This window comes from Streptomyces sp. RP5T (assembly GCF_003933965.1).
GTDB lineage: Bacteria > Actinomycetota > Actinomycetes > Streptomycetales > Streptomycetaceae > Streptomyces.
The window spans coordinates 1-24,641 of sequence record NZ_RSAJ01000067.1 but is presented as its reverse complement, the minus strand read 5'-3'; the positions used below and the strand labels follow the sequence as shown (position 1 = coordinate 24,641).

Annotated in this window: 26 protein-coding genes and 1 pseudogene; 10 read left to right on the top strand and 17 right to left on the bottom strand. The window is 71.2% G+C overall.

The window, feature by feature from the left end; all coding sequences use genetic code 11:
* Both EHS43_RS46345 and EHS43_RS10365 read left to right on the top strand, forming a co-directional pair.
* Positions 1-603 (top strand): annotated as a pseudogene (locus tag EHS43_RS46345) (sodium:proton exchanger); the annotation flags it as partial.
* Between the two features lie 419 nt (positions 604-1,022).
* Positions 1,023-1,583, top strand: a complete 561-nt coding sequence (locus tag EHS43_RS10365) for a hypothetical protein (RefSeq protein WP_125190240.1) — start codon at positions 1,023-1,025, stop codon at positions 1,581-1,583.
* A gap of 114 nt (positions 1,584-1,697) precedes the next feature.
* Here the strand turns inward: EHS43_RS10365 and EHS43_RS10360 are convergent, their stop codons facing one another.
* The 3 genes from EHS43_RS10360 to EHS43_RS10350 form a co-directional block, all read right to left on the bottom strand.
* The gene (locus EHS43_RS10360) at positions 1,698-2,576 is read right to left on the bottom strand and encodes an alpha/beta hydrolase (RefSeq protein ID WP_125190239.1); all 879 of its coding nucleotides are present in this window, start codon (positions 2,574-2,576) and stop codon (positions 1,698-1,700) included.
* A 25-nt stretch (positions 2,577-2,601) separates the two neighbouring features.
* A complete protein-coding gene (locus tag EHS43_RS10355) occupies positions 2,602-3,303 on the bottom strand; it encodes an SDR family oxidoreductase (protein WP_125190238.1) in 702 nt (233 codons plus the stop codon).
* A gap of 149 nt (positions 3,304-3,452) precedes the next feature.
* Positions 3,453-4,364 carry a LysR family transcriptional regulator gene (locus EHS43_RS10350; RefSeq protein ID WP_125190237.1) on the bottom strand — a complete coding sequence of 304 codons (912 nt, stop codon included), beginning with the start codon at positions 4,362-4,364 and terminating at the stop codon, positions 3,453-3,455.
* 138 nt (positions 4,365-4,502) lie between these two features.
* Between EHS43_RS10350 and EHS43_RS10345 the strand changes: the two genes are divergently transcribed.
* From EHS43_RS10345 to EHS43_RS10335, 3 genes are all read left to right on the top strand, one after another.
* On the top strand, positions 4,503-5,336 hold the full coding sequence (locus EHS43_RS10345) for a 3'(2'),5'-bisphosphate nucleotidase CysQ (protein ID WP_125190236.1): 834 nt from the start codon (positions 4,503-4,505) through the stop codon (positions 5,334-5,336).
* A gap of 46 nt (positions 5,337-5,382) precedes the next feature.
* Positions 5,383-5,979 (top strand): NADPH-dependent F420 reductase, encoded by a 597-nt coding sequence (locus tag EHS43_RS10340; RefSeq protein ID WP_125190235.1) that lies wholly within the window; start codon positions 5,383-5,385, stop codon positions 5,977-5,979.
* Between the two features lie 91 nt (positions 5,980-6,070).
* Entirely contained in the window at positions 6,071-6,640 is a 570-nt protein-coding gene (locus EHS43_RS10335) for a TetR/AcrR family transcriptional regulator (RefSeq protein ID WP_125190234.1), read from the top strand.
* A 77-nt stretch (positions 6,641-6,717) separates the two neighbouring features.
* Here EHS43_RS10335 and EHS43_RS10330 read toward each other — a convergent pair whose 3' ends face one another.
* Positions 6,718-7,023 carry a hypothetical protein gene (locus tag EHS43_RS10330; protein WP_125190233.1) on the bottom strand — a complete coding sequence of 102 codons (306 nt, stop codon included), beginning with the start codon at positions 7,021-7,023 and terminating at the stop codon, positions 6,718-6,720.
* A 132-nt stretch (positions 7,024-7,155) separates the two neighbouring features.
* Here EHS43_RS10330 and EHS43_RS10325 point away from each other — a divergent pair, with 132 nt between their 5' ends.
* On the top strand, positions 7,156-8,103 hold the full coding sequence (locus EHS43_RS10325; protein ID WP_260470465.1) for a YhjD/YihY/BrkB family envelope integrity protein: 948 nt from the start codon (positions 7,156-7,158) through the stop codon (positions 8,101-8,103).
* Positions 8,104-8,112: 9 nt separating this feature from the next.
* On the opposite strand, the gene EHS43_RS10320 is transcribed toward EHS43_RS10325, so the two are convergent.
* The 3 genes from EHS43_RS10320 to EHS43_RS10310 all read right to left on the bottom strand — a co-directional run bounded on the left by EHS43_RS10320 (position 8,113) and on the right by EHS43_RS10310 (position 12,605).
* Positions 8,113-9,414 (bottom strand): chloride channel protein, encoded by a 1,302-nt coding sequence (locus tag EHS43_RS10320; RefSeq protein WP_125190232.1) that lies wholly within the window; start codon positions 9,412-9,414, stop codon positions 8,113-8,115.
* A 148-nt stretch (positions 9,415-9,562) separates the two neighbouring features.
* Positions 9,563-10,981 carry a DUF2252 domain-containing protein gene (locus EHS43_RS10315; protein ID WP_125190231.1) on the bottom strand — a complete coding sequence of 473 codons (1,419 nt, stop codon included), beginning with the start codon at positions 10,979-10,981 and terminating at the stop codon, positions 9,563-9,565.
* 265 nt (positions 10,982-11,246) lie between these two features.
* Positions 11,247-12,605: a hypothetical protein gene (locus EHS43_RS10310; protein WP_260470464.1), complete on the bottom strand. Its 1,359-nt coding sequence runs from the start codon at positions 12,603-12,605 to the stop codon at positions 11,247-11,249.
* A 195-nt stretch (positions 12,606-12,800) separates the two neighbouring features.
* Between EHS43_RS10310 and EHS43_RS10305 the strand changes: the two genes are divergently transcribed.
* Both EHS43_RS10305 and EHS43_RS10300 read left to right on the top strand, forming a co-directional pair.
* Entirely contained in the window at positions 12,801-13,244 is a 444-nt protein-coding gene (locus EHS43_RS10305) for a DUF6325 family protein (RefSeq protein ID WP_185806190.1), read from the top strand.
* A gap of 31 nt (positions 13,245-13,275) precedes the next feature.
* Positions 13,276-13,563: an SHOCT domain-containing protein gene (locus tag EHS43_RS10300; protein ID WP_125190230.1), complete on the top strand. Its 288-nt coding sequence runs from the start codon at positions 13,276-13,278 to the stop codon at positions 13,561-13,563.
* Between the two features lie 58 nt (positions 13,564-13,621).
* On the opposite strand, the gene EHS43_RS10295 is transcribed toward EHS43_RS10300, so the two are convergent.
* The 10 genes from EHS43_RS10295 to EHS43_RS10250 form a co-directional block, all read right to left on the bottom strand.
* Positions 13,622-14,413, bottom strand: a complete 792-nt coding sequence (locus EHS43_RS10295) for an ABC transporter permease (protein WP_125190229.1) — start codon at positions 14,411-14,413, stop codon at positions 13,622-13,624.
* Positions 14,410-15,399, bottom strand: a complete 990-nt coding sequence (locus EHS43_RS10290; protein WP_125190228.1) for an ATP-binding cassette domain-containing protein — start codon at positions 15,397-15,399, stop codon at positions 14,410-14,412. The genes EHS43_RS10295 and EHS43_RS10290 overlap by 4 nt, the downstream gene beginning before the upstream one ends.
* A gap of 84 nt (positions 15,400-15,483) precedes the next feature.
* Positions 15,484-16,326: a DUF4097 family beta strand repeat-containing protein gene (locus tag EHS43_RS10285; protein WP_125190227.1), complete on the bottom strand. Its 843-nt coding sequence runs from the start codon at positions 16,324-16,326 to the stop codon at positions 15,484-15,486.
* Positions 16,327-16,418: 92 nt separating this feature from the next.
* On the bottom strand, positions 16,419-16,931 hold the full coding sequence (locus tag EHS43_RS10280; protein ID WP_125190226.1) for a toxin-antitoxin system HicB family antitoxin: 513 nt from the start codon (positions 16,929-16,931) through the stop codon (positions 16,419-16,421).
* A gap of 193 nt (positions 16,932-17,124) precedes the next feature.
* Entirely contained in the window at positions 17,125-17,643 is a 519-nt protein-coding gene (locus EHS43_RS10275) for a hypothetical protein (RefSeq protein ID WP_260470463.1), read from the bottom strand.
* A 104-nt stretch (positions 17,644-17,747) separates the two neighbouring features.
* Positions 17,748-18,428, bottom strand: a complete 681-nt coding sequence (locus tag EHS43_RS10270) for a hypothetical protein (protein ID WP_125190224.1) — start codon at positions 18,426-18,428, stop codon at positions 17,748-17,750.
* Positions 18,425-19,711 carry a WXG100 family type VII secretion target gene (locus EHS43_RS10265; RefSeq protein WP_125190223.1) on the bottom strand — a complete coding sequence of 429 codons (1,287 nt, stop codon included), beginning with the start codon at positions 19,709-19,711 and terminating at the stop codon, positions 18,425-18,427. The genes EHS43_RS10270 and EHS43_RS10265 overlap by 4 nt, the downstream gene beginning before the upstream one ends.
* Positions 19,712-19,714: 3 nt before the next feature.
* Complete coding sequence (locus tag EHS43_RS10260; protein WP_125190222.1) at positions 19,715-20,038, bottom strand: hypothetical protein; 324 nt, start codon at positions 20,036-20,038, stop codon at positions 19,715-19,717.
* A gap of 236 nt (positions 20,039-20,274) precedes the next feature.
* The gene (locus EHS43_RS10255; protein ID WP_125190221.1) at positions 20,275-21,579 is read right to left on the bottom strand and encodes an esterase family protein; all 1,305 of its coding nucleotides are present in this window, start codon (positions 21,577-21,579) and stop codon (positions 20,275-20,277) included.
* Between the two features lie 124 nt (positions 21,580-21,703).
* Positions 21,704-22,078: a hypothetical protein gene (locus EHS43_RS10250; RefSeq protein WP_125190220.1), complete on the bottom strand. Its 375-nt coding sequence runs from the start codon at positions 22,076-22,078 to the stop codon at positions 21,704-21,706.
* A 229-nt stretch (positions 22,079-22,307) separates the two neighbouring features.
* Between EHS43_RS10250 and EHS43_RS10245 the strand changes: the two genes are divergently transcribed.
* Positions 22,308-23,963, top strand: coding sequence for an FAD-dependent monooxygenase (locus EHS43_RS10245; protein ID WP_125190219.1), 1,656 nt, complete (start codon positions 22,308-22,310; stop codon positions 23,961-23,963).
* Positions 23,964-24,110: 147 nt separating this feature from the next.
* A complete protein-coding gene (locus tag EHS43_RS10240) occupies positions 24,111-24,488 on the top strand; it encodes a hypothetical protein (RefSeq protein ID WP_125190218.1) in 378 nt (125 codons plus the stop codon).
* The last annotated feature ends 153 nt before the right edge of the window (positions 24,489-24,641 follow it).

Sequence of the window (24,641 nt, the reverse complement as noted above, 5' to 3'; positions counted from 1 at the left end):
CTCCTGGTCGGCGGCGACCCATGGGCGGTCGACCTCGGGCGCACCCTGCGGTCGGCCGGGCTGGAGGTGCTGATGTGGGCGGCCTCCGAGGAACAGCGCGCGCGTATCCGGGAAGCCGGACTGGAACTGGCGCCCGGAGAACTGCTCGCGGCGGCCACCGGACGTGGGTCCCGGCTGGAGGGCATCACCAGCGTCCTGCTCCTCACCGACGAGGACGACTTCAACACCCTCGCGTCGATGGTGCTGAGCAACGACGAGGAAATGCGGGTCTACCGCCTGGGACCACGCAGCGGCGACCACGGCGTCGTCGCCCCCTACGGCGGAGACGAGACCCTGCTCGCCCCGGGACTCACCCGTCTCGCCGTGGCCCAGCGGTACGCGCAGGGGGCCCGCATCGTGACGCGGCAGATCGACAGCGCGGACGGCACGCTCGCGACCGGTCACGACCTGCTGCTCCTGATCCGTCCGGGCGGCCGCCTGGTGCCCGCCGATGGCACGGACACGTCCGCCGCACCGCAGCCCGGTGACATCGCCGTCCTGCTCGGCCAGCCCCCGGGCCTTGCTGCCGACCGCACTCAGGTCCCCGGTTCCGCCTCTCCGTGAGACACCGGATCGCGTCTCGTTCAGCCGGTCCAAAGCCGTTCAGGTCAGACCGGAAGGCCGACCATCGACGAGCCCGGCCGATGGTCAGCTCCCGGGTCGTACCCAGACCGCCTCGACAGGGCGCCCGTCGTGGCTGGCTGTCGTCGGCTGCAGCTCGTGGCACTGCCGTGCCAGATGCAGCAGTCAGCCACGGTCGAGTTGCCGGCCCGCCGCCCCGGCACCTCTCCACGCAAAGGCCCCCTGAATTGTTCCTGCGCCAAGATGCGAAGTGCACGCGGACGGTGTCTCATCGAAGTGATGGATTCCGTTATGGACGACCGATCAGTCCATCGTGTCCTGCCCACGGAGTCCACTTGGGCCGCTGGTCCACTCTGACCAGCCGCCCCTCCAGTGGAGCATGTTCAGCGGCAGGTGAGTTGATGAGATACCGCAACGGGGGCGCATTAACCGCAGTGGTACTCGCCATCGCGATCAGCGCCTGTGGCAACAGTGACAGCGGTGACGGTGAGAGCAACAGTCCACCAGCAGCCTCATCGCAACCTACGGAAGAATTTACCTCACAGTACAGCCAGGAACCGTCTTCGGCCCCAGGAGGCGACTGGGGCGAGCAAGCCGAGGCTGTCTGCAGTGACCAGTATTCGAGCGCCGGAAGTCCGGAACAAGTGGGAGATCCGGCATCAGATGCGCAGATGGCCGCGGATTCCGCTTGGGCTGCGAATCTTCAGAACGCTACAGCCCAAGCATTGACTAATCTCGGAAATCCACCCCCCGAGGTACAGTCACTAATCGCGGATCTGCAGAATCAAGCATTGGTCAATGCAGATTTGATGAAACTCTACGATCAGGGGACCCTGGGCGGGGCTGCCTGGCAAAATGACCAAAATGCCATACAGCAGATCCAGCAACATGTCGCAGGCCTGGAAGCATCTCTCGGTACAAAATCGTGCACTGAGATAGCATCCAAATACGCACCTGCCTGAACGCGTAAATGGGCGGGCATCGCAGGCTTTTTCACGTGCCAGCTGAGGCGGTAGCCGTCTTCGAGTTCCTACCGGTCAGCAGGAAGCACACGTCAGAGACCCGAACCCGCCGCCTCACGCCGCCGCTTTCAAGAGGTCCGCCAGTACGTCGGGCCGTTCCAGGGCGACGAAGTGGCCGGCCTTCGGGATCTGCGTGAAGTCGGCGGTCGGCAGCAGCTTTCTGTTGGCCTCCCGGTCCGAGGGGCGGGACCAGTCCTTCTCGCCGTAGACGAGGTGGACGGGGGCCTTGACCTCGGGGTAGCGCCTGCGGGCCGTGATGAGGGTGGGCAGGGCCTGGTAGACGGCCCGGGCGACGGCCGGGTAGCCGGGGCGGCTGCCCACCTGGAGGAGTTCGTCGACGTAGTCCTCCCGCAGTGCGCTCCTGTCGCCGAGTCCGCCCCGCAGGATCGTGCGCAGGGCGGGCCTGGGCTCGACCCCGGCGACCACCGGGCCGACGCCGGGCAGGAGGACCGCGCCGACCACGGCCCGGGCGAGGAGGCTGGAGCGGGCGATGCCGCCGGGGAAGTCGTAGGTGTTGACCGCCACGACGCGCCGGACCCGTTCCGGGAGGTCGGCCGCGGTGGTCAGGGCGAGCACCGCCCCCATGGACTCCCCCACCAACGTCACGTCGCGCAGGTCGAGTTCGGTGAGGAGCCGTTCGACGCCCGCGCGCATGGCCGGCTCGTCGTACGAGGCACCGGGCACGATCTCGGAGTGGCCCATGCCCGGCAGGTCGAGGGCGTACACGGTGTACCGGTCCGTGATCAGCGGGATGAGCCGGCGGAAGTGCTCGGCCTGGGTGCGCACGGTGTGCAGCAGGACCAGGGGAGCACCAGTGCCCGCCTTGAGGTAGCGCAGGTTCCCCTCGTGGGCGCCGGATTGCTTGCGCGGCGCGATGGTGTGGGTGGTGGTCCCCGGGATGTGGATCGTGGGACCTGACTCGCGGCTGGACATCTCGCCGGCTCCTCGGGGGTGGGGGTCAGTTCGCCAGCTGGGCGTACAGCCCCGCCAGGTCGCCGGCGAGGCCCGCCTTGACCTGGCGGGAGATGTCGTCGGCGAGCACCTCGTACGCGCCGGTCTCGATGCCGTCCAGGGCGAGTACGGCCACGTCGCGCGGGTCGGACTTGGGCGCGTCGACGTCCGCGGTCAGGTCGGTGTCGACGTAGCCGACGTGCAGTCCGGTGACGGCGATGCCGCGCGGCTTGAGCTCCAGGCGCAGGGAGTTGGTCTGGGACCACAGGGCGGCCTTGGAGGCGCTGTAGGAGCCGCCGAGCGCGATCCAGGAGAGCACGGAGTGCACGTTGAGCAGGTGGCCGCCGCCGTTGCGCTCGATGACCGGGACGAAGGCCCGGGTGAGCTGGAGCGGGCCGTAGAAGTTGGTCTCGAACTCCCGGCGTACGTCGTCCACCGGGGAGTCGAGGAAGGACGCGCCGACCGAGGCGCCGGCGTTGTTGATCAGCACGGTGACGTCCTGCGCCTGTGCGGCGGCCGCCGCGACGGAGGCCGGGTCGGTGACCTCCAGCGCCACCGGCACCGCGTCGGGGTGCGTCACGCTGCGCGGGTCGCGGGCGGTGGCGTAGACCTTGGCGGCGCCGCGTGCGTACAGCTCCTCCACCAGCGCCTTGCCGATGCCCCGGCTGCCACCGGTGACGAAGACGTTCGCGCCCTTCAATGCGGTCATGACTCTCTCCATGGGACGAGTTGAAAACCGATCGGTTTCCACCAAGGTAAACCGATCGGTTTTCGAGCGCAAGCCCACCCGGGGCGGCGCGGTGCACGGGCCCGGGTCACCGGAGCCACCGCAGGCAACCGGCCCGGGTCACCCCGGAGTCACAGGTCCACGTCACCGCGGGGCGCCAGCGCCGTCCGTGCCAGGTCGCGCAGCCAGACGTGGGCGGGGTCGGTGTCGTAGCGCTGATGCCATGACAGATACACCGTGGCCGGGGGCAGTTCGAGCGGCAGCGGGAGCAGGGTGAGACCGAGATCCGTAGCCACCGCGCGTGCCGTCGACTCGGGGGCCGTGACGAGGAGGTCCGAGCCGCGCACGAACTCGAACGCGGCCCCCTCGCTGGGCGCGGTCGCCACCACCCGCCGGGTGAGGCCGAGCCTCGCGAGCGCGTCGTCGAGGCCGTTGCCGAGGCTTCCGCGGCGCGAGACGGTGATGTGCTCGGCCTCGGCGTACCGCGCGGCGGTGACGTGCTCGGCCCGGGTGAGCGGGTGCCCTCGCCGCACGACGACGACGTGCGGCGTCTCGGCCACCCGTTCCGCGCGGATGTCGGGCGCGCCCGGGCGGTTCGCGTTCGCCTCCAGGTCGATCTCGCCGCGCCGCAGGCCGGGGGTGTTGGTGCTCGACTCCGCGACGAAGCGCAGCCGCACGCCCGGCGCCTGCTCGCGTACGGCCGTGAGAAGCGCGGGGCCGCCGAGGGCGACGAGTGAGTCGTGCCAGCGAAGTGTGAAGGTGCGGTCGAGGGTCGCGAGGTCGAGTGCGCGGTTCGGGGCCAGCACGCCCCGGACCTGCTGCAACAGCTCGTGCACCTGCTCCCGGACGGCGATCGCGTACGGCGTCGGGGTCATCGTGCGCCCGGTGCGCACCAGGATCTGGTCCCCCGTCGTACGCCGGATCCGGCCGAGGCTCCGGCTCATCGCGGGGGCGGTGACATGCAGGCGCTCGGCGGCTCCCGTCACGCTGCCCTCCTCCAGGAGCGCGTCGAGGGCGGCGAGGAGGTTCAGATCCAGTTGCATGAGAGTCATCCTAGGCGTGCTTTACATGCACTTGCCGTTAATAGTGGCCGCTCCTACCTTCGAGATGCGGGTGCGGGAGTACGACGGTCCTCGCCGGGTCCGCCCCTTCATCCCCCCTCCTCAGATGGGAGCACCGCCATGCCCGAGTCGCTTCGGACCACCGGCGTCACCGCAACCGCCAGCCCCGCGTCCGACGCCGACCTGCTCGCGCAGACCGCCCTCGCCGTGCGCGCGGCGGGGTCGGTGCTGCGGGAGCGGTTCGGCGACGTGGTCCGCCACGAGACCCGCGACGGGCTGATGAGCGCGCTCGCCGCCAACGACGACGCGGTCCTCGACGTCCTGCGCCCCCGCCTCACCCTGCTGCGCCCCGACGCCCGCGTGGTGGAGGACGAACTCGCGGGCGGGGCCCTGCCCCCCGGCGAGTGGTGGGTACTCGATCCGGCCGAGGGCAACGTCAACCATCTGCACGCCCTGCCGGAGTGGGCGGTCACCGCCACACTGGTGCGCGACAACCGGCCGGTGCTCACCGCGGTCCACCTGCCGTTGACCGGGGAGACCTACACCGCGCTCGCCGGCGCCGGCGCCCACCTCGACGGCCGCCCGCTGCACGTGTCCCCCACCACGGACCTCGGCCTGAGCCTCGTGGCCACGAGCCAGGCCAGGCCGGACGAGGACGAGAAGGTCGTACGGCGGGTCGGCTCCTCGATCACCGCGATGCTCCTCGACGCGCTCGTGGTGCGAACGTCCGTGCCCGCCACCCTGCACCTGCTGAACGTGGCCGCGGGCCGGATCGACGCCTTCTGGCAGTTCGCCGGGGCCCGCGCGGACCTGCTTCCCGGGGCGCTGCTCGTCGCCGAGGCCGGCGGGCGGATATCCGACGCCGAGGGCCGCTCCTGGACCCCGGGGAGCGAGAGCTTCCTGGCCGCCGCGCCCGGTGTGCACACGGCGGCTGTCACCACGCTCTCCCGCTGACTCCACGCGAGCCGGGGACCACCCACATCGGAAGGACCGCATCAGCATGACCATGATCGCCGTACTCGGAAACGGCCGCGTCGGCGGCGGCCTCGCCCTGGCCCTCACCCGGGCCGGGCACGAGGTGACCGTGGCGGACCGCTCACCGGGATCCGCCGCCGACGCCGCCCGGACAGCGCGGGTCGTCATCAACGCCACCCCGGGCGCCGGCTCGGTGGAACGGCTCGTCGCGCTGCGCGAGGAACTGCGCGGCAAGATCCTCGTGGACGTCTCCAACGCCACCGTCGACGGGCCGGACGGGCTGCCCGCCGAACTGCTCCACCCCGGTTCGAGCCTCGCGGAGCTGCTCCAGGAAGCCCTCCCGGACACGCGCGTCGTCAAGACGCTCAACACGATGCTGCACACGGTGATGACCGCGCCCGCCGCGCTCTCGCAGACACCGACCGCCTTCCTCTCCGGCCAGGACCCGCAGGCCAAGGAGGTCGTACGCGGGCTGCTCGCCGACCTCGGCTGGCAGCGGGAGTGGGTCACGGACCTCGGAGGGATCGAGACCGCGCGGGCCACCGAGGCCGCGGTCCTCTTCGTGCCCCACGTGATCCGGTCCAGCGGATTCGCGCCCTTCGCCGTCTCGATCACACGCTGATACCGTCACCGGCGTGAACCGACCGGGCGTAAACCGATCGGGCGTAAACCGATCGGTTTTCAACGGGGCGGAATCGAGTTAACCTCGCCCTATGACCACCGAGGCGAAGTCCAGCTCCCGAGACCGGCTGCTGGAGGCAGTGGCGACGCTCACCTACCGGGACGGCGTCAACATCGGCGTCGACGCGCTGTGCAAGGCGGCGGGCGTCTCGAAGCGCTCCATGTACCAGCTGTTCGAGAGCAAGGACGAACTGCTCGCGACGAGCCTGAAGGAACAGGCCGCCTCCTATGTGACGACACTCCTGCCCGCGGCGGACGACGGCCGGTCACCGCGTGAGCGGATCCTGTACGTCTTCGAGCGGGTGGAAGTGCAGGCGGGCGCACCCGACTTCCAGGGCTGCCCCTACCTCGCCGTACAGATCGAGCTCAAGGACCAAAGCCACCCCGCGAGCCGGGTCGCCCATCAGGTCAAGGCGGACCTGACCGCCTTCTTCCGCGCCGAGGCCGAACAGGGCGGCGCGAGCGACCCCGACCTGCTGGCCCGGCAGCTCAGCCTGGTCTTCGACGGCGCCAGCGCCCGCGCGGGCATCCACGCCGACCACCTCACCGGGCTCGTCGCCCCCACGGTGACCACCCTGCTGGACGCGGCGGGCATGCGCTGACACGTCGTCCGACCAGCAGCACATCCTCCGCCGGAGGTACGAGGACGCGCGGGACAGGCCGGCGTCGACCAGCCTCGTCACGCCGTCCGCCACGAGGCCCTACGGCTGGGGCAGCGGGGCCATCCCGCCACCGTCCACCGGAGCCCCGACCGCTCACCGTCGCCGTACCGTGACCGGTGCCGGGACCGGGACCGGTGCCCGCCGTAGCCGAGGAGTCCCGCACCGGTGGCGAGCTTGACGGCGGACGCGGCGGTGGAGGGCCGGAGGCGGGCGGTTCGGCCGTCGGTGGTGAGCGGTACGGCGGCCAGGACCACCTCGAAGCAGGCGAGCCGGGCGTGGACGGCGATCGCGAGGCCGGTGACCGCCGGGGCAAGCGCGGGCACGGGTGCCCGGCCGCCGGGCGGCTCCCGCTCACCGCCCGCCTCCGCATCACTTCGTGCCGGTTTCCTGACCCGTTCGGCTCTGCGGCGTACACCTGCCGGGCAATGCGGTCGCGGTGGCGGCACCCTGGCAGTATGCAGCCAGGGACAGGGGCCGGAGACAAGCGCCCGGGCCGTCCGTCACGCCGGGCGGTGCTGCGGGAGCGGGCCGCCTCGGCAGGGGACCGGCTGCTGGAGCGGCGGGCCAGGACCGAGGACCGGTTTCCGGTGATCACGCGCCTGCTGTCGCAGCTGATCTCGGTGAACGTGTTCGACTCGGCGACCCGGCTGGCCGCACAGACCTTCCTCACCGCTGTGCCCCTGCTGTTCGTGGTGGCCTCCATCGCCCCGCAGTGGCTGCGCGACCAGTTCGTCACGTCCCTGCACGACGCCTTCGGACTGACCGGCAGCTCCAACGCCGAACTGAACAAGGTCCTCAAGGGCACCGACGACCCGTCCGAGGAACTGCGGCAGACCACCGGCATCGTCGGCGGGCTGATGGTGCTGCTCTCGGCCACCGCGTGCAGCCGTGCCATGCAACGGCTGTGCCAGCGCGCCTGGAGCCTGCCCAAGGCGAGCGCCCGGGTGGCGGCCTGGCGTTGGATCGCCTGGCTCGCGACCTGGCTGGTGATGTTCGCCGTACAGGGGTCCCTGCGCAACGGATTCGGCCTCGGCCTGTGGCTCGGTGTGCCGCTGCTGCTGGCCTCGGAGGTCGGCATCTGGTGGTGGACGCAGCATCTGCTGCTGGTCGCGCGCGTGCCCTGGCGGCCGCTGCTGCCGGGTGCGCTGCTGGCCGGAACGGCCCTGGCCGTCCTCACCGCCACCGCGTCGCTGTACGTACCCCGGGCCCTCAACCTCAGCCTGGCGAAGTACGGTTCGCTCGGGGCCGTCTTCACCCTGCTGTCCTGGCTCATCACACTCTGCGTGGTCGTCACGCTGTGCCTCACGGCCGGCGCCGTCATCGCCCGCGAGCCCTGGGCCGTCCGCCTTCTGGGTTCCCCGAGACCACCGGGCCCGTCGTCCGGCGGCCCGTCGCAGGGATGACCCGTCGGCTCAGTGGGCCGTCCGGTCGGTTGTCCGCTCGGCCGGCCGCCCGACGGGCGCCACAAGCTCCGGACCGGGCGGCAGCCGCTGGACGAGCACGAAGGAGAGCACCGCCGCCAGCACGACCAGCGCCACCGTGTCCACGTTGCCCAGCAGGAGCACGACCAGGACGACGCCGCTCACGGGCAGCCTCAGGGCCGCGGTCACCGAGGCCGCCATCCCGACCGCCATCGCCGGGACCAGCCCCAGGCCGGGCAGCGGTGCCAGCAGCACCCCGGCCGCCCCGCCCAGGAACAGGGAGGGGAAGACGGGGCCGCCGCGCAGGCTGCCCAGGCACAACGCGTACGCCAGGCCCTTGAAGACCAGCACCGCGATCAGGGCGCCCACCGGCCAGGCGTGCGGGTTCTGCGCCAGGTCGGCGAGGGCGGCCTCGCCCGACAGGGCAGCGTCGGCGGGCGAGCGGTCCGTGATGACGGCGTAGAGGGTGATGCAGACAGCCGCGGCCAGGGCGCAGAGCGTGGTGTTGCGTACCGTGCGGGTCGCCACGAAGCGCGCCGCGAAGCGTCCGCCCACGAAGGCCCAGTGGACGAGGAAGGCGACGGCGGGCGCCAGTACCGGCACCCACAGCACGTCCGCCCCGTCGAGCGGCGGCGGTTTGGGCAGACCGATGTCCAGGCTCCCCGTCTCGAAGCCGGTCCAGTTCACGAACCCGGTGAAGATCAGGTCCCCCACCCCGCTGGCCAGCAGCGCCGGCAGCATCACCGCGAACAGCTGCGGGCCGCCCACCCCGGCCACCTCGATCAGCAGGACCGCGCCCACGATCGGATTCCCGAAGAGCGCGGAGATGGCGGCCGCCGCCCCGGCCGCGCCGAGCAGCGCCGTGCTCGCCTCGGTCTCCGGGGCCCGCGCCAGGTTCGCGAAGAGCAGCGCCAGCCCACCGCCCAACGCGATCAGCGGCGCCTCGGGTCCCAGCACGGCGCCGAGCGGCAGGCCGACCAGAGCGGCGATCAGGACGCCCGGCAGCGCCTGCCTCGTGATGCCGCCCGAGTGCAGGCCCCCCGCGGCCACATGCCCGCCCCGGCCCGGAAACCGCGCGACCACCACGCCGACCACGAGACCGGCCGGCGTGAGCAGGGGCAGCGCCCACCACCAGGGAGCCTGTTTCCAGCCGAGGTCCTTGGGCCAGTCCGTCCAGATCAGCCGCTCCAGCTCATGGGTCGCCACCAGGAACCAGAAGGCGATCAGCGCGACCGGAACACCGATCAGACCGCTGAAGACGAGGGCCTTGCGGTACTCGGGCCGGCCCAGCATGGTGCGCAGCAGGTCGGCTTCCGGAGGCTGGCTCCGCGCCGCGGGGCCGGAGCCGCTCTCCGACGTCGTTCCGGCGATGGGTCCTCCCGGGTTCGGTGCCCCGCGACGGGGCGCGTCGGCTGGGACAGCGCATGACCTGTCGGTCGGCTCAGGCGGCCTGCGCCCCCAGCCTTCCGGCGGCGATGGCGTCGACGAGTGCCTGGTGGTCGCGTTCGTTCTGGTCGGCGTAGCGCTCGGCGAAGGTCACCAGCGCCCGGTCGAAGGAGTCGCCGCCGCCCAGGTAGGCGGCGATGGCGATGCGGTCGCCGGACCTGGCGTGGGCGCGGGCCAGCGTCACCCCGCACAGGGCGCCGAAGGTCCGCATGCCCCGCGGCACCATGTCCTCGGCCACGGCGACCCACTTCCAGTCCCGCAGCTGCCGTACGTAGAAGTCCCGGCGCCGGCCGTCGAGTCCCTCGACCCGCTCCCAGCCCAAGAAGATGTCGCTGGTGGCCTGCATCAGCCGCTGCCCGGCCACGACCCGCTCGCCCTGGGTGGGGTACGCGGTGGGCCCGACGTGCTGGGCGAGCACCGACTCGTCGGCCTCCTTCGCCTGGAGGAACAGGGGGTCCTCGTCGTCCCGCCCGAGCAGGAGCACGATCCAGCAGCGGGTGCCGACGCTGCCGACCCCGACGACCTTGCGGGCCATGTCGGCCACCCGGTACTGCTCCAGCAGGAACCGCCGGTCCGACTGCAGGGACTTGCCGTAGCGCTCGATCAACCGGGTGATCTGCTGCTCCAGTTGGCTGCGCCGGTCGTCCGGCAGGAGCTCCTCCAGGCGGGTGATGAGCGGCGGGTCGGGGGCGATGCGGCGCTTGCCGTCGACGACGACGGTGAGTTTCTCGAAGACCTGGAGGGTGTCGTGGGAGCGCGCCTTGGCCACGGCCCGCGTCCAGCGCTCGCGGCCGCGCGCGGAGACGTCCTCCCCGAACCGCTCCGCGACCCACTTCTCGTCGAACTGGGCGTACCAGACGGCCAGGTTGCCGGCCCCGGCGAAGACACGCATGTTCTCGCGGTACGACCGCACGGTGGCCCGTACGATCGCGGCCCGCTCCTTGGTGCTGAAGCCGTTCGCGCGGCCTGCGATGACGAGGCTGGCGGCCAGGCGCTTGACGTCCCACTCCCAGGGGCCCGGCAGCGTCTCGTCGAAGTCGTTGATGTCGAACATCAGGCGGCGCTCGGGTGAGGCCAGCAGCCGGAAGTTCAGCATGTGGGCGTCGCCGCACAGTTGGGTGCGGAAGCCCGTCCTCGGCGTGTGCGCGAGGTCCGACGCCATGATGGCGGCCGCTCCCCGGTAGAAGCGGAACGGCGACTCGGACATGCGCCCGTAGCGGACCGGTACCAGCTCGGGCAGCCGGGCCGCCGACTGCTTCCCGATGATCTCGAGCGGGTCCGGTCGCTTGGGTCCCGGATCGAACTCGGCGTGGCTGGAGCGCGGGACGGCGGCCCGCGCGGCCTTGCCGAGCGCGGCCCGCTCCCGCGGGGTGCGGTGCCGCAGCTCGCGGCCGTCCAGGTGGTTCTCGGTCATGGCAGCGGCTCCCGGGGATGGCCGCCTCCGCGCGCACGGGGACGACAGGCCGTCAGTTGGGGGATGTCCGCTCCGAGCCGCCCGCCGGCGGGGGCCGTGTCGTGGCCGGTGCCGCGACCGGTGCAGGCGGTCACCGGTGCTAGCGCCCGGGTCCCGGAGCGTGCTCCCGTCCTCGCCGTGGTCGCGGTCCTGCGCCTGCGGGACGGCCGGCTCACGGGGCTTCCGCCTTCAACGTATCCCCAAAGGAGGCACCCGGCGAGCCGAGTCAGTGCGCGGCGGCGGCCCCGGCGTCGGGGCCGGAGGGCGGGGCGGAGGAAGGGGTGGAGGAAGGGGCGGAGGTGTCGTGGTCGAGGAACTCGCGGATCCCGAGGGCCACCAGGGTGATCACGGCCGTCCACACCACGACCGCGGTGGTGGGGTAGGTCCAGGTGAACAGGACGATCGCCGCGACCACCAGGATGACCACCCCGATCCAGCGCTTGAAGCGGTGGACGAACCGCCCGACCGCCCCGAGCCGCAGGCCCGCCGAGGTCGTCACGTCGCGCAGCGCGCCGATGCTCCGGCTGCAGCCGGTGCGGGTGACGACGGCGATCCGGGACGGGCCTGCCAGGAAGGCGCCGGCCGCCGTGAACAGGGCGACCGCGGCGAGGGCGCGGATACCGGCCCGCAGGAACTTGACCAGGGCGTCGTACACGGATCCGGCGGCGGACTGGGACACGTCGGCCGGCAGATGGTTGAGGTAGACGTCGCGGAAGACGGTCAGACCGATGCCGAGGACGAGCATGGCGGCGAACACCGCCAGGGCGGCCCCGATCAACGCGTGCCGGCGGTTGAAGGCCACGTACACCCCCGCGGCCGCGACCAGGAGCGCGATGAGGGGCAGCCAGCCGCCGAGGATCTCCAGCACTCGCACATAGGACCTGATCTTGCCGATGTCCTTCGACGCGAACACCACGAAGTCCGTGTGGACGGCCGGGATCTTGGCGGCGGGCGCGAAGCCCGCGGCGACCAGCTGGTCCTTGACCTGGGCGACGATCGGGCCGAGGTCCACGACGACCTCGTTGTTCTTCAGCTTGACCGTGGCGTCGGACTGGCCGGTCAGGGCCTTGTCCAGCGCCGTGTGCGCCCTGCGGTTGGCGTTCACCCAGACCTTCTCGAAGGCGCTGCTGGTGACGACCCGCTCCACCGTGGTGCTGACCAGTTGCTTGAGGCCGCTCTCGATCGGGCCGTCCAGGTTGCCGATCAGCTTGGCCACCTCTGGGGGAACGCCCTTCGCCGCGGCCGCGTCGGTGAGCTGCTTGACCAGCGCGTCCACGTCGATCTGGGCGAGTACGGCGTCGGTGATCCGGTTGGTGGCCGCCTTCTGCACGTCCGGGTCACTGGCCAGCGGGCCGACGGTGTCGACGTAGCGGTTCGTGTCCTGGACGATGCTGTTCGCCCACACGGCGACGACGGACAGCATCGCCAGGAGTGCGGCGAGCAGGATCAGCACGACCGAGCCGAAGGAGCGGAACGGGTGGTGGCGAGGTGTCCCGGCACTCTCCAGGGCGTTGACCCGCTTTCGCAGTTCGGCCAGTTCGCCGCGCTCTTCGACCGAGAGCTGTTCGTCACCGCTAGCGCTCATGGGCACCAGCAGAGCTGTCCCCCGCGCGGCGCGCGACCCGGGCGAACCAGGCGGGTGAACCGCTCACCGACGTGCGACGGCCGTGCTCCGGTGATGCAATGGGGTGAGGAGGGCTCCGGGGGGCGATGCGTCGGGGAGTACCGGGGGCGACAGCCGCCAGGGGGACGACAGCCGCGAGCACCCAGAGGTGACGCCGTGAGCGACGAATTCGAAGACGTGGGCCCGATCGACTACCTGGTCGTCGAGTTCCCCGGCAACCGCATGACGGGTGAGGGCCTGCCCATCCTCGTCGATCTCGTGGACCGCGGGCTCATCCGCATCCTGGACCTGGTGTTCGTCAGGAAGGACGAGGACGGCTCGGTGGCCGGCCTGGAGATCGCCGACTTCACCGGTGGCGGCGAGCTCGACCTCACCGTCTTCGAGGGGGCGTCGTCGGGACTGCTCGGCCAGGACGACATCGACGAGGCCGCCAAGGCGCTGGAGCCCGGCTGTTCCGCGGGCATCCTGCTCTACGAGAACCGGTGGGCCGCGCCCTTCGCCGCCGCCCTGCGCCGCGGCGGGGCCCGGATGGTCGCCTCCGGGCGGATCCCGGTGCCCGAGTTCGTCGCCGCCCTCGACGCGGCCGACGCCACTCGCTGACCCAGGCCCCAGGACCCAGAAGGGAACAGTCATGCCAGGTCTCCTCCGCGGGGTCGCGCGCACCGCCGTCGTAGCCGGCACGGCGACCGCCGTCTCGAACCGTGTGTCCCGCCGCCAGCAGGGACGCTGGGCGGCACAACAGGAATCCCAGGCGCCCGCGCCCCCCGCGGCGTCCCGCGCCGAGGCGCCTGCTGCTCCGCCGGCCCCCGACATGAGCAGCAAGATCGAGCAGCTGAAGCAGCTCGGCGAGCTGAAGACGCAAGGTGTGCTCAGCGAGGCCGAGTTCGAGGAGCAGAAGCGCAGGCTCCTCGCGACGTGAGCCGGCCTCCCCGCGGCGTGGGGAGACCGGCACCGTTCGCGGCCGGGGCCGCGCGACGCTACTTGGGGTCGCGGTCGAACACGGACCTGGACCAGACGTAGCCGAGCACCGCGAGGCCGAGGCACCAGGCGACGGCGATCCAGCCGTTGTTGCCGATCTCGGTGCCGAGGAGCAGTCCGCGCAGGGTCTCGATGGCCGGGGTGAAGGGCTGGTACCGCGCGATCGGCTGGAACCAGCCCGGCATCGCGTCGACCGGCACGAAGGCGCTGGAGATGAGCGGCAGGATCATCAGCGGCAGGGCGTTGTTGCTGGCGGCCTCGGCGTTGGGGCTGATCAGGCCCATGCCGACGGCGATCCAGGTGAGGGCCAGGGCGACGAGGGACAGGAGTCCGAGCGCCAGGACCCACTCCAGGGCGGTGGCGTTCGTGGAGCGGAACCCGATGGCCACGGCCACGGCCCCGACGAGGACCACGCTCGCCACGCACTGGAGCACGCTGCCGACGACGTGCCCGATGAGCACCGACCCGCGGTGGATCGCCAGCGTGCGGAAGCGGGCGATGATGCCCTCGGTCATGTCCATGGAGACGGACACGGCGGTGCCGATCGCGGTGCCGCCGATGGTCAGCATCAGGATGCCGGGGACCAGGTAGGCCAGGTACGCGGAGCGGCCGCCACCGCCGCCCCCGAGACCGGCGCTCATGGTGTCGCCGAAGATGTAGACGAAGAGCAGGAGCAGCATGACCGGGGTGAGCAGCAGGTTCAGGGTGAGCGAGGGGTAGCGCCGGGCATGCAGGAGGTTGCGGCGCAGCATCGTGGACGAGTCGCGCACGGCGAGGGCGAGGGTGCTCATCGGACAGGCTCCTTGGTCTGGTCGGTGCCGCCGGTCAGGGCGAAGAAGACGTCGTCGAGGTCGGGGGTGTGCGTGGCCAGTTCGTCGGCCTCGATGCCGGCCGCGTCGAGGCGGTCCAGTACGGCCCGCAGTTCGCGCTGGCTGCCGTCGCTGGGCAGTCGCAGGGTGAGGGCCTCGTCGTCCCGGGTGGCAGCGCCGAGCGTGAGGACCGCGCTCTCGTAGGCGGCGGGGTCGGAGAAGCGCAGCCGGACGTGTCCGCCGGGGACGATCCGCTTGAGTTCGGCGGGGCTGCCCTCGGCGACGATCCGCCCGCCGTGCAACACCGCGATGCGGTCGGCGAGTTCGTCGGCCTCCTCCAGGTACTGGGTGGTGAGGAAGACGGTGACGCCGTCGGCGACCAGTTCCCTGATGATCTGCCACATGTTGTGCCGGGCGCGCGGGTCCAGTCCGGTGGTCGGTTCGTCGAGGAAGATGATCCGGGGGCTGCCGACCAGGGTCATGGCGATGTCCAGGCGGCGCTTCATGCCGCCGGAGTAGGTGGAGGCGGGCTTCTTCGCCGCCTCGGTGAGGTCGAAGCGCTCCAGCAGTTCGGCGCCGACCCTGCGGCCCTCGCGCCTGGGGAGGTGGTGCAGGTCGGCCATGAGGAGCATGTTCTCCTCGCCGGTGATCAGCCCGTCCACCGCGGAGAACTGCCCGGTGACTCCGATCGCGGCCCGCACGCCCTGCGGATCGGCGGCCAGGTCGTGGCCGCCGACCTGGGCCTGCCCGCCGTCGGCGGAGATGAGGGTGGACAGGATCTTCACGGCGGTGGTCTTGCCCGCGCCGTTCGGACCGAGCAGGGAGAAGACCGACCCGGTGGGGATGCGCAGGTCGATGCCGTCGAGGACGACTTTGTCGCCGTAGGCCTTGCGCAGGCCGGTGGTGGAGACGGCCGGCGGGGAACCGGGCACATCAGATGTGGACGTGGACATGACAGAGGCAGGCATGAGGCCCTCCCGTTCGTGGGCGTTGGTGGGCGTTCGTTCGCTGAAGCGGTGGGTGGCAGACCGGACCGGTGGAGAGCGCGGCGCTCAGGCCTTGGCGCGGAAGACGTCGATGTTGCCCCAGTTGGTGCGGGCGCGGACCTTGACCGTGTCCTCGGACTCCTCCGGGGCCTCGGACGCGGTGAGCGTGTTGCGCACCAGGCCGCGGTGGGAGCTGACATCCAGCCAGGCGGCGGTGCCCTCGCGGACACCGATCTCGATGGGACCGTTGGAGGTCTCCAACTGGACCTCACCGCGGACGACTTCACCGACCCGGAGGACGCCGTTGGTGGAGGTCCCGGTGACCGACGCCTCGGCGCACGCGATGTCGATGGCACCGTTGGCGCCGCTCACGCGCAGCTCGCCGAGGACGGCGCCGACGTTCGTGTTGCCGTTCGAGTTCTTCAGGACGGCGGGGCCCTCGACGGTGCCGACGCGCAGATTGCCGGAGCTGGTGGTGATCTCGGCCCTGCCCTCGACCCGGTCGACGACGATCGAGCCGTGGGAGGCGGTCAGTTCGACCGGCCCGGTGGTGTCGAGGCGGACGTCACCGACGGAGGTCTTCACACGGACCGCGCCGAGCCGGCCCTCGCCGAGCACCTGCGCCCAGGCACCGGTCACCTCGACGCGCGACCCGGCGGGCAGGTCGACGCTCACGTCGACGACGCCGGAGGGTCCGATGATGCGGCGCTCCTTCGTCCTGACGGTCAGGACGCCGCCCGCGCAGGTGACCTCGGTCTGCTCGGCGGCCCGTACGTCCTTGTCCCGCTCCGGGTCGCGCGGCCGTACCTCGACGACGGTGTCGAGGCGGTCCCCGGCGGTGATCCGGAGGGAACCCGCGGCCACGTGGGCGTTGACCGCGATCGGTTCGGGGGTGTCGAAAGAAGGCATGGCTGTCCCGTCCTCTTGAGTCCTTGGGGCGTCCCCGCTGGTGGGACGTGGTGCGCTGGATTGCTCCGGGATGCGGGCGCGGGCGCGACTGGCTAGCGCACCCAGCCCGTGAAGCTCTGTCCGACGTTCTGGACCTTGGCCTGCGGACGGGGCCCCGGGCCGCCGTCGACCGCGGCGGACACGGCACGCACCAGCCACGCGTTGACCGACAGCCCCTCGCGGGCCGCCGCCTCCTCGGCGCGCGTCTTGAGGTGGGCCGGCAGCCGCAGGTTGATGCGCGCGGTGCCGCCCTCGTCGCCGTCGGCCGGGGCCCTGGGCGGTTCGAGGGGTGCGGTCGGTGCCGCGGGGGCGCCGCCCTCGGCGGGGGGCAGCGTCACCACGAAGTCGGGGTCGAGTCCGCGCAGCCGCACGTCGACCGAGCCGGGGGCGAGTTCACGGGTGATCTCGTCCATCGCGGCGGAGAGCACGTTGAGCATGACCAGCCGGGTGGCCGACTCCAGCGGAGCGGTCAGCCTCTCGGCCAGCTCACGGGCTTCGTCGCCTCCGGCTTCGGCAGCCACCGCTAGTTCGCGGCGGAGGTTGTCGACATACGGGGTGAGGTCCATGTCGCCATCATGGCACCACTTTGGCACCAACCGCAAGCCATAAGAGTGCCGGACAAGACGGAGGGGACACAGACACCCTCTCACCTGCGGAAACGAAATTGGCACCGCGCGGCACCATCGGGTGCCATGCGGTGCCAACCAGTGCCATGCGGTGCCAGACGATCGCTTCAACGAACCGTCAGGGGCCTGTGGACTACCTGCGGGCCGGGCGGTGGATGCCCGCCCGCTTCGCCTTCTCCCTGCGCTCCGGTCCGGCGTTGGTCCGGTCCTCCTCCTGGGCCCTCCAGTCCCGGGGCTGGAGGAAGAGGAGTTCACCGCCGCCCGGCACGATCATCGCGCCGCCGAAGGGTTCGTCGCCGGCGAACCAGACGCCGTCGGTGATGCCGACAGGCCAGCGGCCACGCCACGCCGCGTCCTTCGCGCGGAGGGTGAAGGGGGTGCCCTTCTGATCTCCGAGGCGCAGGTAGAGCGTGTGGGTCGACTCCATCCCGATCTTCTCGACAGGGGTGCGGAATTCGAGCGGATAGGCCCGCAACACCCGTCGGCACTTCGACACGTCGATCACGCGACCGCCGAGGAGGATCAGTGTCCATACGGCGCCGAGCATGCCGACGATGCCCAGCGGCAGCAGATAGTCGAGCTGGAATACGTACAGCTGGACCCACAGCACAACGAACACCGGGAAGAACTTGAGGAACTTCTTCAGTGCCACGCGGTAGTGGTATCGCACCGCACCGCGGTAGTCCGATCCGTCGGTCGGGTACGGCGCGGGCGGAGTGTTCGACTCCAGACCGTCTTTCCATCGCTCTGGCACTGTCATCCGAACGGGCTCCTTCCGTACGGGCCGGGCACGTCGCCCACCGGGTCGGGTTCCGGGGCCGCCGGGTCGTCGAACGTCACCGTGCGCGCGATGCCGAGCAGCACCCCGCGGTAGTCGTCAGCGAGCTCCACCGACGCGGTGACCAACTGCACGGTGATGATCGACGAGGTGCGAGGCACCGGAATCGCCACGGTGCCCTGCCAGACGGTCCCCAGCCCGGGTCCCTCCTGTCCCTCGGGGGGAGCGGTGGGCGCGACCGTGGTCCGCTCCGTCTCCAGCAGGTATCCGGTGCCCACGGGCAACTCCACGGGCACAATGCCGTTGTCCGCGCCGGTGCCCATCATCTGGAGGAGCACCGCATCGGGGTTGGCTCCCGAGGTGGGGACGGTGGAGACCGTCAGGACGGACAGCGTCGCTCCGCCGTGCTCGTCCGGGTGCATGCCGAGCGCACACCCCATGACGTCCTGGCTCCGCAGCATCGTCAGGACGAAGGCGTACAGCCGGAACACCTGGTCGGCGCGGTCCCGAACGTCGTCGGGAAGTGTCCTGATCTGCCGGGCCACCTCCTGAATTCCCTCGGGTGACGGCTGGAGGTCCAGCTGGAGGTATCCATGGGGCAGCCCGTACCAGAAGTCCGGCTTCGGCTCGGCCGCCACCGTGTCAAGGAACTCCTTCACAGGCGGACTCCGCTCATCAATTCGCTGAAGCCGAGGAGCAGGTCACTCGCTCCGCCCTTCAGACCGGTGGAGGCAGCTAGACCCTTGGTGACCTCGGACGCGTCGTGTCCGGGACCGTTCTTCGGAAACACATCCAGGCTTTCCAAGGACGACGCCATGTTCGCCGCCACGTTGACGCCATTGATGCCGTACTGGAGCGCTCCGGTGGCAGGGGAGGTCGCCACATCGAGAGCCTTGTAGCTGAAGACGGGCACGATTTCCTTGCCGAACGTGCCCAGCTTCGAGCCCAGCGACAAGACCTCGCCTCCCTCCCGGGCGACCGCCGCCGCGAGAGCAGCCTCGCTGCCTGCCTTGGCGAGGGCGCCGACGCCGGGGACCATGCCAAGGCCGTCACCGACCAGCGAGGCCATGGCGAACGCGCCTTCCTTGAACCCGTACTTGCCCGTCAGCGCATCCCTGAAGTCCTCGCTCGCCAGGTTCTTCGCCATGGACACCACGCTCGCCGCGACCGCGATGCCCGCGAAGACGGGGGCCAGCGGTGTCGGGAGCAGGGCCAGCAGTCCCGCGATGGCGCCGATGGTTCCGGCGTGCTCCACGAGGAACTCACCGACCGCCTTGAGGCCTTCGCCGATGGCACTGAGGGCCTTGTCGAACCACCCCGGCTCCTTGGGGGCGAGCTTGTCGTCGGCCTCGTCGAGGCTGCGCGCGACGGTCTCGGCCGCGTCGGTGTGGGTGCCCTCCAGCTCCTTCGCCTTCGCGATGACGTCGTTGTAGGCGGTGTTGGCCTTGTTGAGGTGAGTGGTGGCCTCGTTCAGTTCGCGTTCGGCGGCGCGCAGGCGCTCCGTCGCGGCATCCGCCTCCGCCTGGCTGGGATACTCCTTGCCGGCGAGCTTGAGGTCCGGGTTCTCCTTGGCCTGGTCGTAGCGGCTGCGGGCCTTGTCGGCGTCGGCCTTGTTCTCGCGCGCGGCGTCGTCGTACTTCTTGGCCAGGTCGCGGTGGGAGGTCAGTTCGCCCTGCCACTTGCCCAGGGCCGCGGCGGCTTTGCCGAGCGAGTTCCCGGCGTTCATCATGGCGGTCTTGAGGTCGCCGTCCAGGGTGTCCCGGAACGCACTCGCCGCGTCGCCCTGCCAGCTGGAGCTCGCGCCGAGCAGGTACTCGATCTGGCGGTGGCAGTTGTCGAGCGTCTCCGCCGCTGCCTTCACCTTGCCGTGGAGGGAGGTGACCTGCTCGGGTATCCCGGGTACCGGGTTCCAGCCGAGGCTCGGGTAGGGGTTGTCGGCCACCGGTCACTTCCCCCCGGTGTTCGCGGCGTTGGTCTCTTCCATCTTCTTGAGGGCCTGCGAGAGGTTCTCCTCGAACTGCTTGTAGCTCAGCGCGGTCTTCTCCACGCCGTCGTCGACCGCCTTGATCATGTCCTTCAGCTGGCCGGTCCCGTACTTCCATCTGTTCTGGAAGGTCTCGCACGCCTCGTCCAGCCGCGGCGTTCCGATCTGGTCGGCGCTCACGGCGGACAGCGCTCTGCGCGCCTCCTCCAGGTCGGTGACCGACTGTTTCAACACCCGGCCGAAAGAGTTCAATTGACTCAGGTCGACCTTGAATTCATCCGCCATGCGGCGACCCCCTTCGTCGATTGCGGAACAGAACAGATGTTCCCGCTACGCCGTCGGCGCGCCACCAGACTAAAGGACGGGCAAAGACGTGCCGCGTTCCCCCTGCGAACCTGCAACGCCTCTGCACAGGCCCCGACCGGAGTCCGCCCCTCCGGACCGCCGGCCCGGGCTCCCGCCCCTCGCGGCCGGTCGGCGACCGCCCGCCTCGTCGCTCCTCACCTGCGCGGTCCCGCCTCTCACCGGCGCAGTTCCGGCCGGGACCGTGTGGCCGTCGGGGTGGGCTCGGGGCCGTCGGCGCGCAACGGGTCGCGTCCGGGCTTCGACGGGTCGGCGACCGCCGCCCCCTTCTTGTGGTGCCGGGGCACGACGTCCTGGGGGAAGGTCAGCTGCTGGTTCATCCACTGCAGGGCGGGGGGCATCTCCTGCACCCAGGTCGGGAAGTTGTGGCTGCCGTGCTCGGGCAGGATCGAGGCGACCCGCATGGGCGCCCTGACGGCCTTGATGAACGCCTGCGTCTGCGGATAGCCGCGTTCGCCGTGCTTGCTCTCGGCCACCAGGACGGAGACCTGCGGGGCGGGCAGGTGCTTGAGCCGCCACATCAGGTCGTGGCCGTTGATCCGGTCGGTGCGGCCTGGGCCGCTGCCGAAGAGGTTGCCGGTGGTCGGGTCGTCCTTGACCCGGTAGTCGGGCGAGAGGGCGGCGGCCGTGGTGTACACGTCCGGGTCGCGCATGGTCAGCTGCAGGGCGCAGCTGCCGCCGGAGGAGTAGCCCATGACACCCCAGGCGCTGGCGTCGTGGCCGACCCGGTAGGCGGACTTCAGGGCGTCGGGGAGGTCCTTGGCCAGGAAGGTCTCGGTCTGCGGTCCGCCCGGCACGTCCACGCACTCGGTGTCGCGCGGCGGGGCGATCGTCGGCCGGATCATCACCATGACGGTCGGCTGCATCCGGCCGCTCTTCTGCAGTGCCCCGGCCGTCTGCGAGACCCGCAGGTGCTGCGCGAGGTTGAAGATGCTGCCCGGGTAGCCGCTGAGCGCGACGATCACCGGGAAGCGCTGGCGCTGGTACGCCTTCTGGAAGTACTGCGGCGGCAGGTAGACGAACGCCGGGTCGACCACACCCGTGCGGCGGCCGATGACCTTCACGGACTCCACCCGGCCGGTGACCGCGGCAGGCCCGGTGGGCAGTCCGCTGACCCGGCTGAGCTGCTCGTCGCCGGCGGGCTGCACCAGCGCCCCCCGTACGGAGACGCCGTTCACCGAGCCGGCGCCGCCGAGGTCCCCCGCCTGGGTCACCCCGACGGGGGCCGTCTCGACGCGGCCGAAGAGTTCGCCCCACGAGCCGAAGAACTGGTACGACGAGTTCAGCCAGCACGCGAACGCGGCGAGGATCACCACCTGGGTCACCCCGAGGGCCGCCAGGCGTGCGAGCACCTGCGTCAGCCCCTGCCGGGCGAAACGTGGCCACCACCGGACCAGCAGTGCCACACACACGGCGGCCAGGGCCGCCATCACGTACACGGTCGTCTCGCTGGTCAGACCCATACCGGTTGATCCCCGACTTCCCTACCTGTGCGTCTTCCTTCGCACAGAAGGAGGGTTCTGGAATCCTCCGCGTTCCCCAATTAACGCAAAAGGGGGCATGTCTTACCGCAAAAGGCGGTGCGGGCTACTGATCGAAGTAGCTGAGATCGCCCACGGTCCAGGCGCTGACGTCCTTGATCGCGACCCGGTACATGCCTCCCGTTTCTGGGATGCCGAGGCTCCCCTGCAGGATGCGGGCGAGGTGGAAGTGCAGGTGGGTGGGCGCCTCGTCGCGCACCGGCCGGTCCCCTCCCGGGGCGTCGGCGAACACGTCCGAGAACGGGCCGAGACGGTCGGAGTCCTTGAGAACCTCCGCCACGCGCTCCCGCCACACGGCTTCGGGAGCCAGTCGGCCGGTGATGACGGCCCCGCCGACGACCACGGTCAACGACATCTGATTGCTTCGCTCGGACTCCACCGCGGCGGAGAGGGCGACGAGCAGCTCGTCAGGGTTCGACATGAGAGCAGATCCTATTCACTCCCGGAACCCCGTCCCCCGCGGGAGCGGAATCTGCCGCTGCCAGGGCGGACCCCGACGTGGGCGCGGCAGCGCCGGGCTGCCCGCCGACTCGGGGAACCAGGCGTGTTGAGCGGGTGAAGCCTGTGCCCGGGTTCGTGTCCCGGGGCATGCATGAGGCTTTCCGCCGCATCCGGACGAGTCGGCGGACACGACGCGCTGGAGGCGAGTGATGAAGAAGAGAGCTGACCAGGCCCACCCCGCGACGCACCGGGTCCCGGTCCTCATCGTCGGCGGTTCCCTCGTCGGCCTGTCCACCTCGGTGTTCCTGGGCCGACTGGGCGTACCGCACACACTGGTGGAGCGGCACGCCGGCACCTCCATCCACCCCCGTGGCCGGGGCAACAACGTGCGCACGATGGAGCTGTTCCGCACCGCCGGCCTCGAACCGATGATCCGTCAGGCCGCCGCCACGCTGGCCGACAACCACGGCATCCTGCAGACCCCCACCCTCGTCGGCGACGCGGGCGAGTGGCTGTTCAAGGAGATCGACGCGGGCGGCGGACTGGCCCGCTTCAGCCCGAGCTCATGGTGCCTGTGCAGCCAGAACGACCTGGAGCCGGTGCTGCTCGACCACGCCGGGCGGCTCGGCGGCGATCTGCGGTACGGCACCGAACTGCTGTCGTTCGAGGACGGGCCCGCGGGCGTCACCGCGATCGTCAAGAGCCGGGAGACCGGCGAGCACACCACCGTCCTCGCGGACTACCTCGTCGCCGCTGACGGCCCCCGCAGCCCCGTCCGCGAGCAGCTCGGCATCGGGCAGAGCGGCCCCGGTGAGCTGTTCAGCAACGTCAGCATCACCTTCCGCTCCCGCCGCCTCGCCGACGTGGTGGGCGAGCGCCGTTTCATCGTCTGCTACCTGACCGACCCGGAGGCCGACGGCGCCCTGCTGCCCGTCGACAACCGCGAGAACTGGGTCTTCCACGCGCCCTGGCACCCCGAACGCGGCGAAACGCTGGAGGAGTTCACCGACGAGCGGTGCGTCGCCCACATCCGCCGCGCGATCGGCGTCGCCGACCTGGACGTGGAGATCACCGGCCGGGCCCCGTGGCACGCCGCCCAGCGCGTCGCCCGCAGCTACCGGTCGGGGCGCGTCTTCCTGGCCGGCGACTCGGCCCACGAGATGTCCCCCACCGGGGCGTTCGGCTCCAACACCGGTATCCAGGACGCGCACAACCTCGCCTGGAAGCTCGCCGCGGTCCTCGGCGGCTGGGCCGGGGAAGGGCTCCTCGACTCGTACGACGCCGAGCGCCGCCCGGTGGCGGAGGCGACCAGCGCCCGCGCCGCCGCCCGTTCGGCCGAGCACAGCCACCCCGGCTACGCCCCGCCCCCCGGCACCGGTGGCGGCCCGCAGCGCGGCATCCTCAACGTGGCCCTCGGCTACCGCTATCCGCAGGGCGCCGTCGTGGGCGCCGACCCCGCCACCCCGGTCGTACCGGACCGTCTGGACCTGTCCGGTGAACCCGGCAGCAGGGCACCCCACCTGGCGGTACGTCAGCGGGGTGAATACCTCTCCACCCTGGACCTGTACGAACGCTCGCTCGTCCTGCTCAGCGGCGCCGGCTCGGGCGTCGGCTGGCACGAGGCCGCCCTCCGCCTCGCCGAGGAGATGTCCCTCCCGCTGACCTCGTACCGGCTGGGCGCGGGACCGCACGCCGAGCTGACGCCCGAGGGCGACACGGACTGGGCGGCCGCGCACGGGACGACGCCCGAGGGCGCCGTACTCGTGCGGCCCGACGGGTTCGTGGCCTGGCGGTCTCCGGGGCCGGTCCCGGACGCGCAGGCGGCGCTGCGTCAGGTCCTCACCACCCTGCTGAAGTCCCCCTGACGCGCGCTCGATCCGGGTGGGTTTCACCCGGGTGAGCGCCTTGAGTGGTGAGGAGGGCCCGCCTGACTGACGGTGGATCACGTCGGAGGCGGGCCATCTCAGCTGACGAAGCACCAGCTGCCCGGCCGCCGACGGAAGGAACGACACATGCGTTCTGCTCGCATCCTCCTGACCACGGCGGCGGCCTCGGCCGTCCTCGCTCTCGGCGCGTCCGGCGCCTACGCGGCCGGGAACGACTGGGACTCGTCGGACTCCTCCTGGAGCAAGGAGCAAAACAACCCCAAGTACGACCCGGAGACCTACAAGGACAAGGACAAGGACAGTGAGGGCCACGAGTCCGGTGGCGGCAAGCACGAGGGCGGCGGCTGGAGCGGCAGCCACGAGAAGCCCAGTGGCGGGATGCACACCGGCGGTGGCGGTCTGGCCTCCCCGGCGGTGACCACGGGCGGCCTCGCGATGCTGGGCGTCGCCGGAGCCGGCCTGTACGCGGCCCGCCGGAAGAGGACCGTCGGAAGCATGGCCTGACCATGCCGGGCGCGATAGCCGCCGTGGCCGCCGCGCGCGTGGCGCGTGGCGGCCCGGCCGGCCCCGGCCCGTCCGCCCCGATCGCTGCCATGTCCTCAAGAGGTGATGTCCGATGGCAGTCAGTCCCCCTCCGCCCCCAGACGGTCCCGGCCC

Bases quoted from the DNA above. Each gene is read 5' to 3' on its own strand.
- EHS43_RS10325 (WP_260470465.1), top strand. From the start codon at position 7,156: ATGCAGCCAGGGACAGGGGCCGGAGACAAGCGCCCGGGCCGTCCGTCA.
- EHS43_RS10335 (WP_125190234.1), top strand. From the start codon at position 6,071: ATGACCACCGAGGCGAAGTCCAGCTCCCGAGACCGGCTGCTGGAGGCA.
- EHS43_RS10290 (WP_125190228.1), bottom strand. From the start codon at position 15,399: ATGCCTGCCTCTGTCATGTCCACGTCCACATCTGATGTGCCCGGTTCC.
- EHS43_RS10365 (WP_125190240.1), top strand. From the start codon at position 1,023: ATGAGATACCGCAACGGGGGCGCATTAACCGCAGTGGTACTCGCCATC.
- EHS43_RS10260 (WP_125190222.1), bottom strand. From the start codon at position 20,038: ATGGCGGATGAATTCAAGGTCGACCTGAGTCAATTGAACTCTTTCGGC.
- EHS43_RS10295 (WP_125190229.1), bottom strand. From the start codon at position 14,413: ATGAGCACCCTCGCCCTCGCCGTGCGCGACTCGTCCACGATGCTGCGC.
- EHS43_RS10320 (WP_125190232.1), bottom strand. From the start codon at position 9,414: ATGCTGGGCCGGCCCGAGTACCGCAAGGCCCTCGTCTTCAGCGGTCTG.
- EHS43_RS10350 (WP_125190237.1), bottom strand. From the start codon at position 4,364: ATGCAACTGGATCTGAACCTCCTCGCCGCCCTCGACGCGCTCCTGGAG.
- EHS43_RS10280 (WP_125190226.1), bottom strand. From the start codon at position 16,931: ATGGACCTCACCCCGTATGTCGACAACCTCCGCCGCGAACTAGCGGTG.
- EHS43_RS10310 (WP_260470464.1), bottom strand. From the start codon at position 12,605: ATGAGCGCTAGCGGTGACGAACAGCTCTCGGTCGAAGAGCGCGGCGAA.
- EHS43_RS10245 (WP_125190219.1), top strand. From the start codon at position 22,308: ATGAAGAAGAGAGCTGACCAGGCCCACCCCGCGACGCACCGGGTCCCG.
- EHS43_RS10355 (WP_125190238.1), bottom strand. From the start codon at position 3,303: ATGACCGCATTGAAGGGCGCGAACGTCTTCGTCACCGGTGGCAGCCGG.
- EHS43_RS10240 (WP_125190218.1), top strand. From the start codon at position 24,111: ATGCGTTCTGCTCGCATCCTCCTGACCACGGCGGCGGCCTCGGCCGTC.
- EHS43_RS10340 (WP_125190235.1), top strand. From the start codon at position 5,383: ATGACCATGATCGCCGTACTCGGAAACGGCCGCGTCGGCGGCGGCCTC.
- EHS43_RS10250 (WP_125190220.1), bottom strand. From the start codon at position 22,078: ATGTCGAACCCTGACGAGCTGCTCGTCGCCCTCTCCGCCGCGGTGGAG.
- EHS43_RS10300 (WP_125190230.1), top strand. From the start codon at position 13,276: ATGCCAGGTCTCCTCCGCGGGGTCGCGCGCACCGCCGTCGTAGCCGGC.
- EHS43_RS10255 (WP_125190221.1), bottom strand. From the start codon at position 21,579: ATGGGTCTGACCAGCGAGACGACCGTGTACGTGATGGCGGCCCTGGCC.
- EHS43_RS10315 (WP_125190231.1), bottom strand. From the start codon at position 10,981: ATGACCGAGAACCACCTGGACGGCCGCGAGCTGCGGCACCGCACCCCG.
- EHS43_RS10345 (WP_125190236.1), top strand. From the start codon at position 4,503: ATGCCCGAGTCGCTTCGGACCACCGGCGTCACCGCAACCGCCAGCCCC.
- EHS43_RS10285 (WP_125190227.1), bottom strand. From the start codon at position 16,326: ATGCCTTCTTTCGACACCCCCGAACCGATCGCGGTCAACGCCCACGTG.
- EHS43_RS10360 (WP_125190239.1), bottom strand. From the start codon at position 2,576: ATGTCCAGCCGCGAGTCAGGTCCCACGATCCACATCCCGGGGACCACC.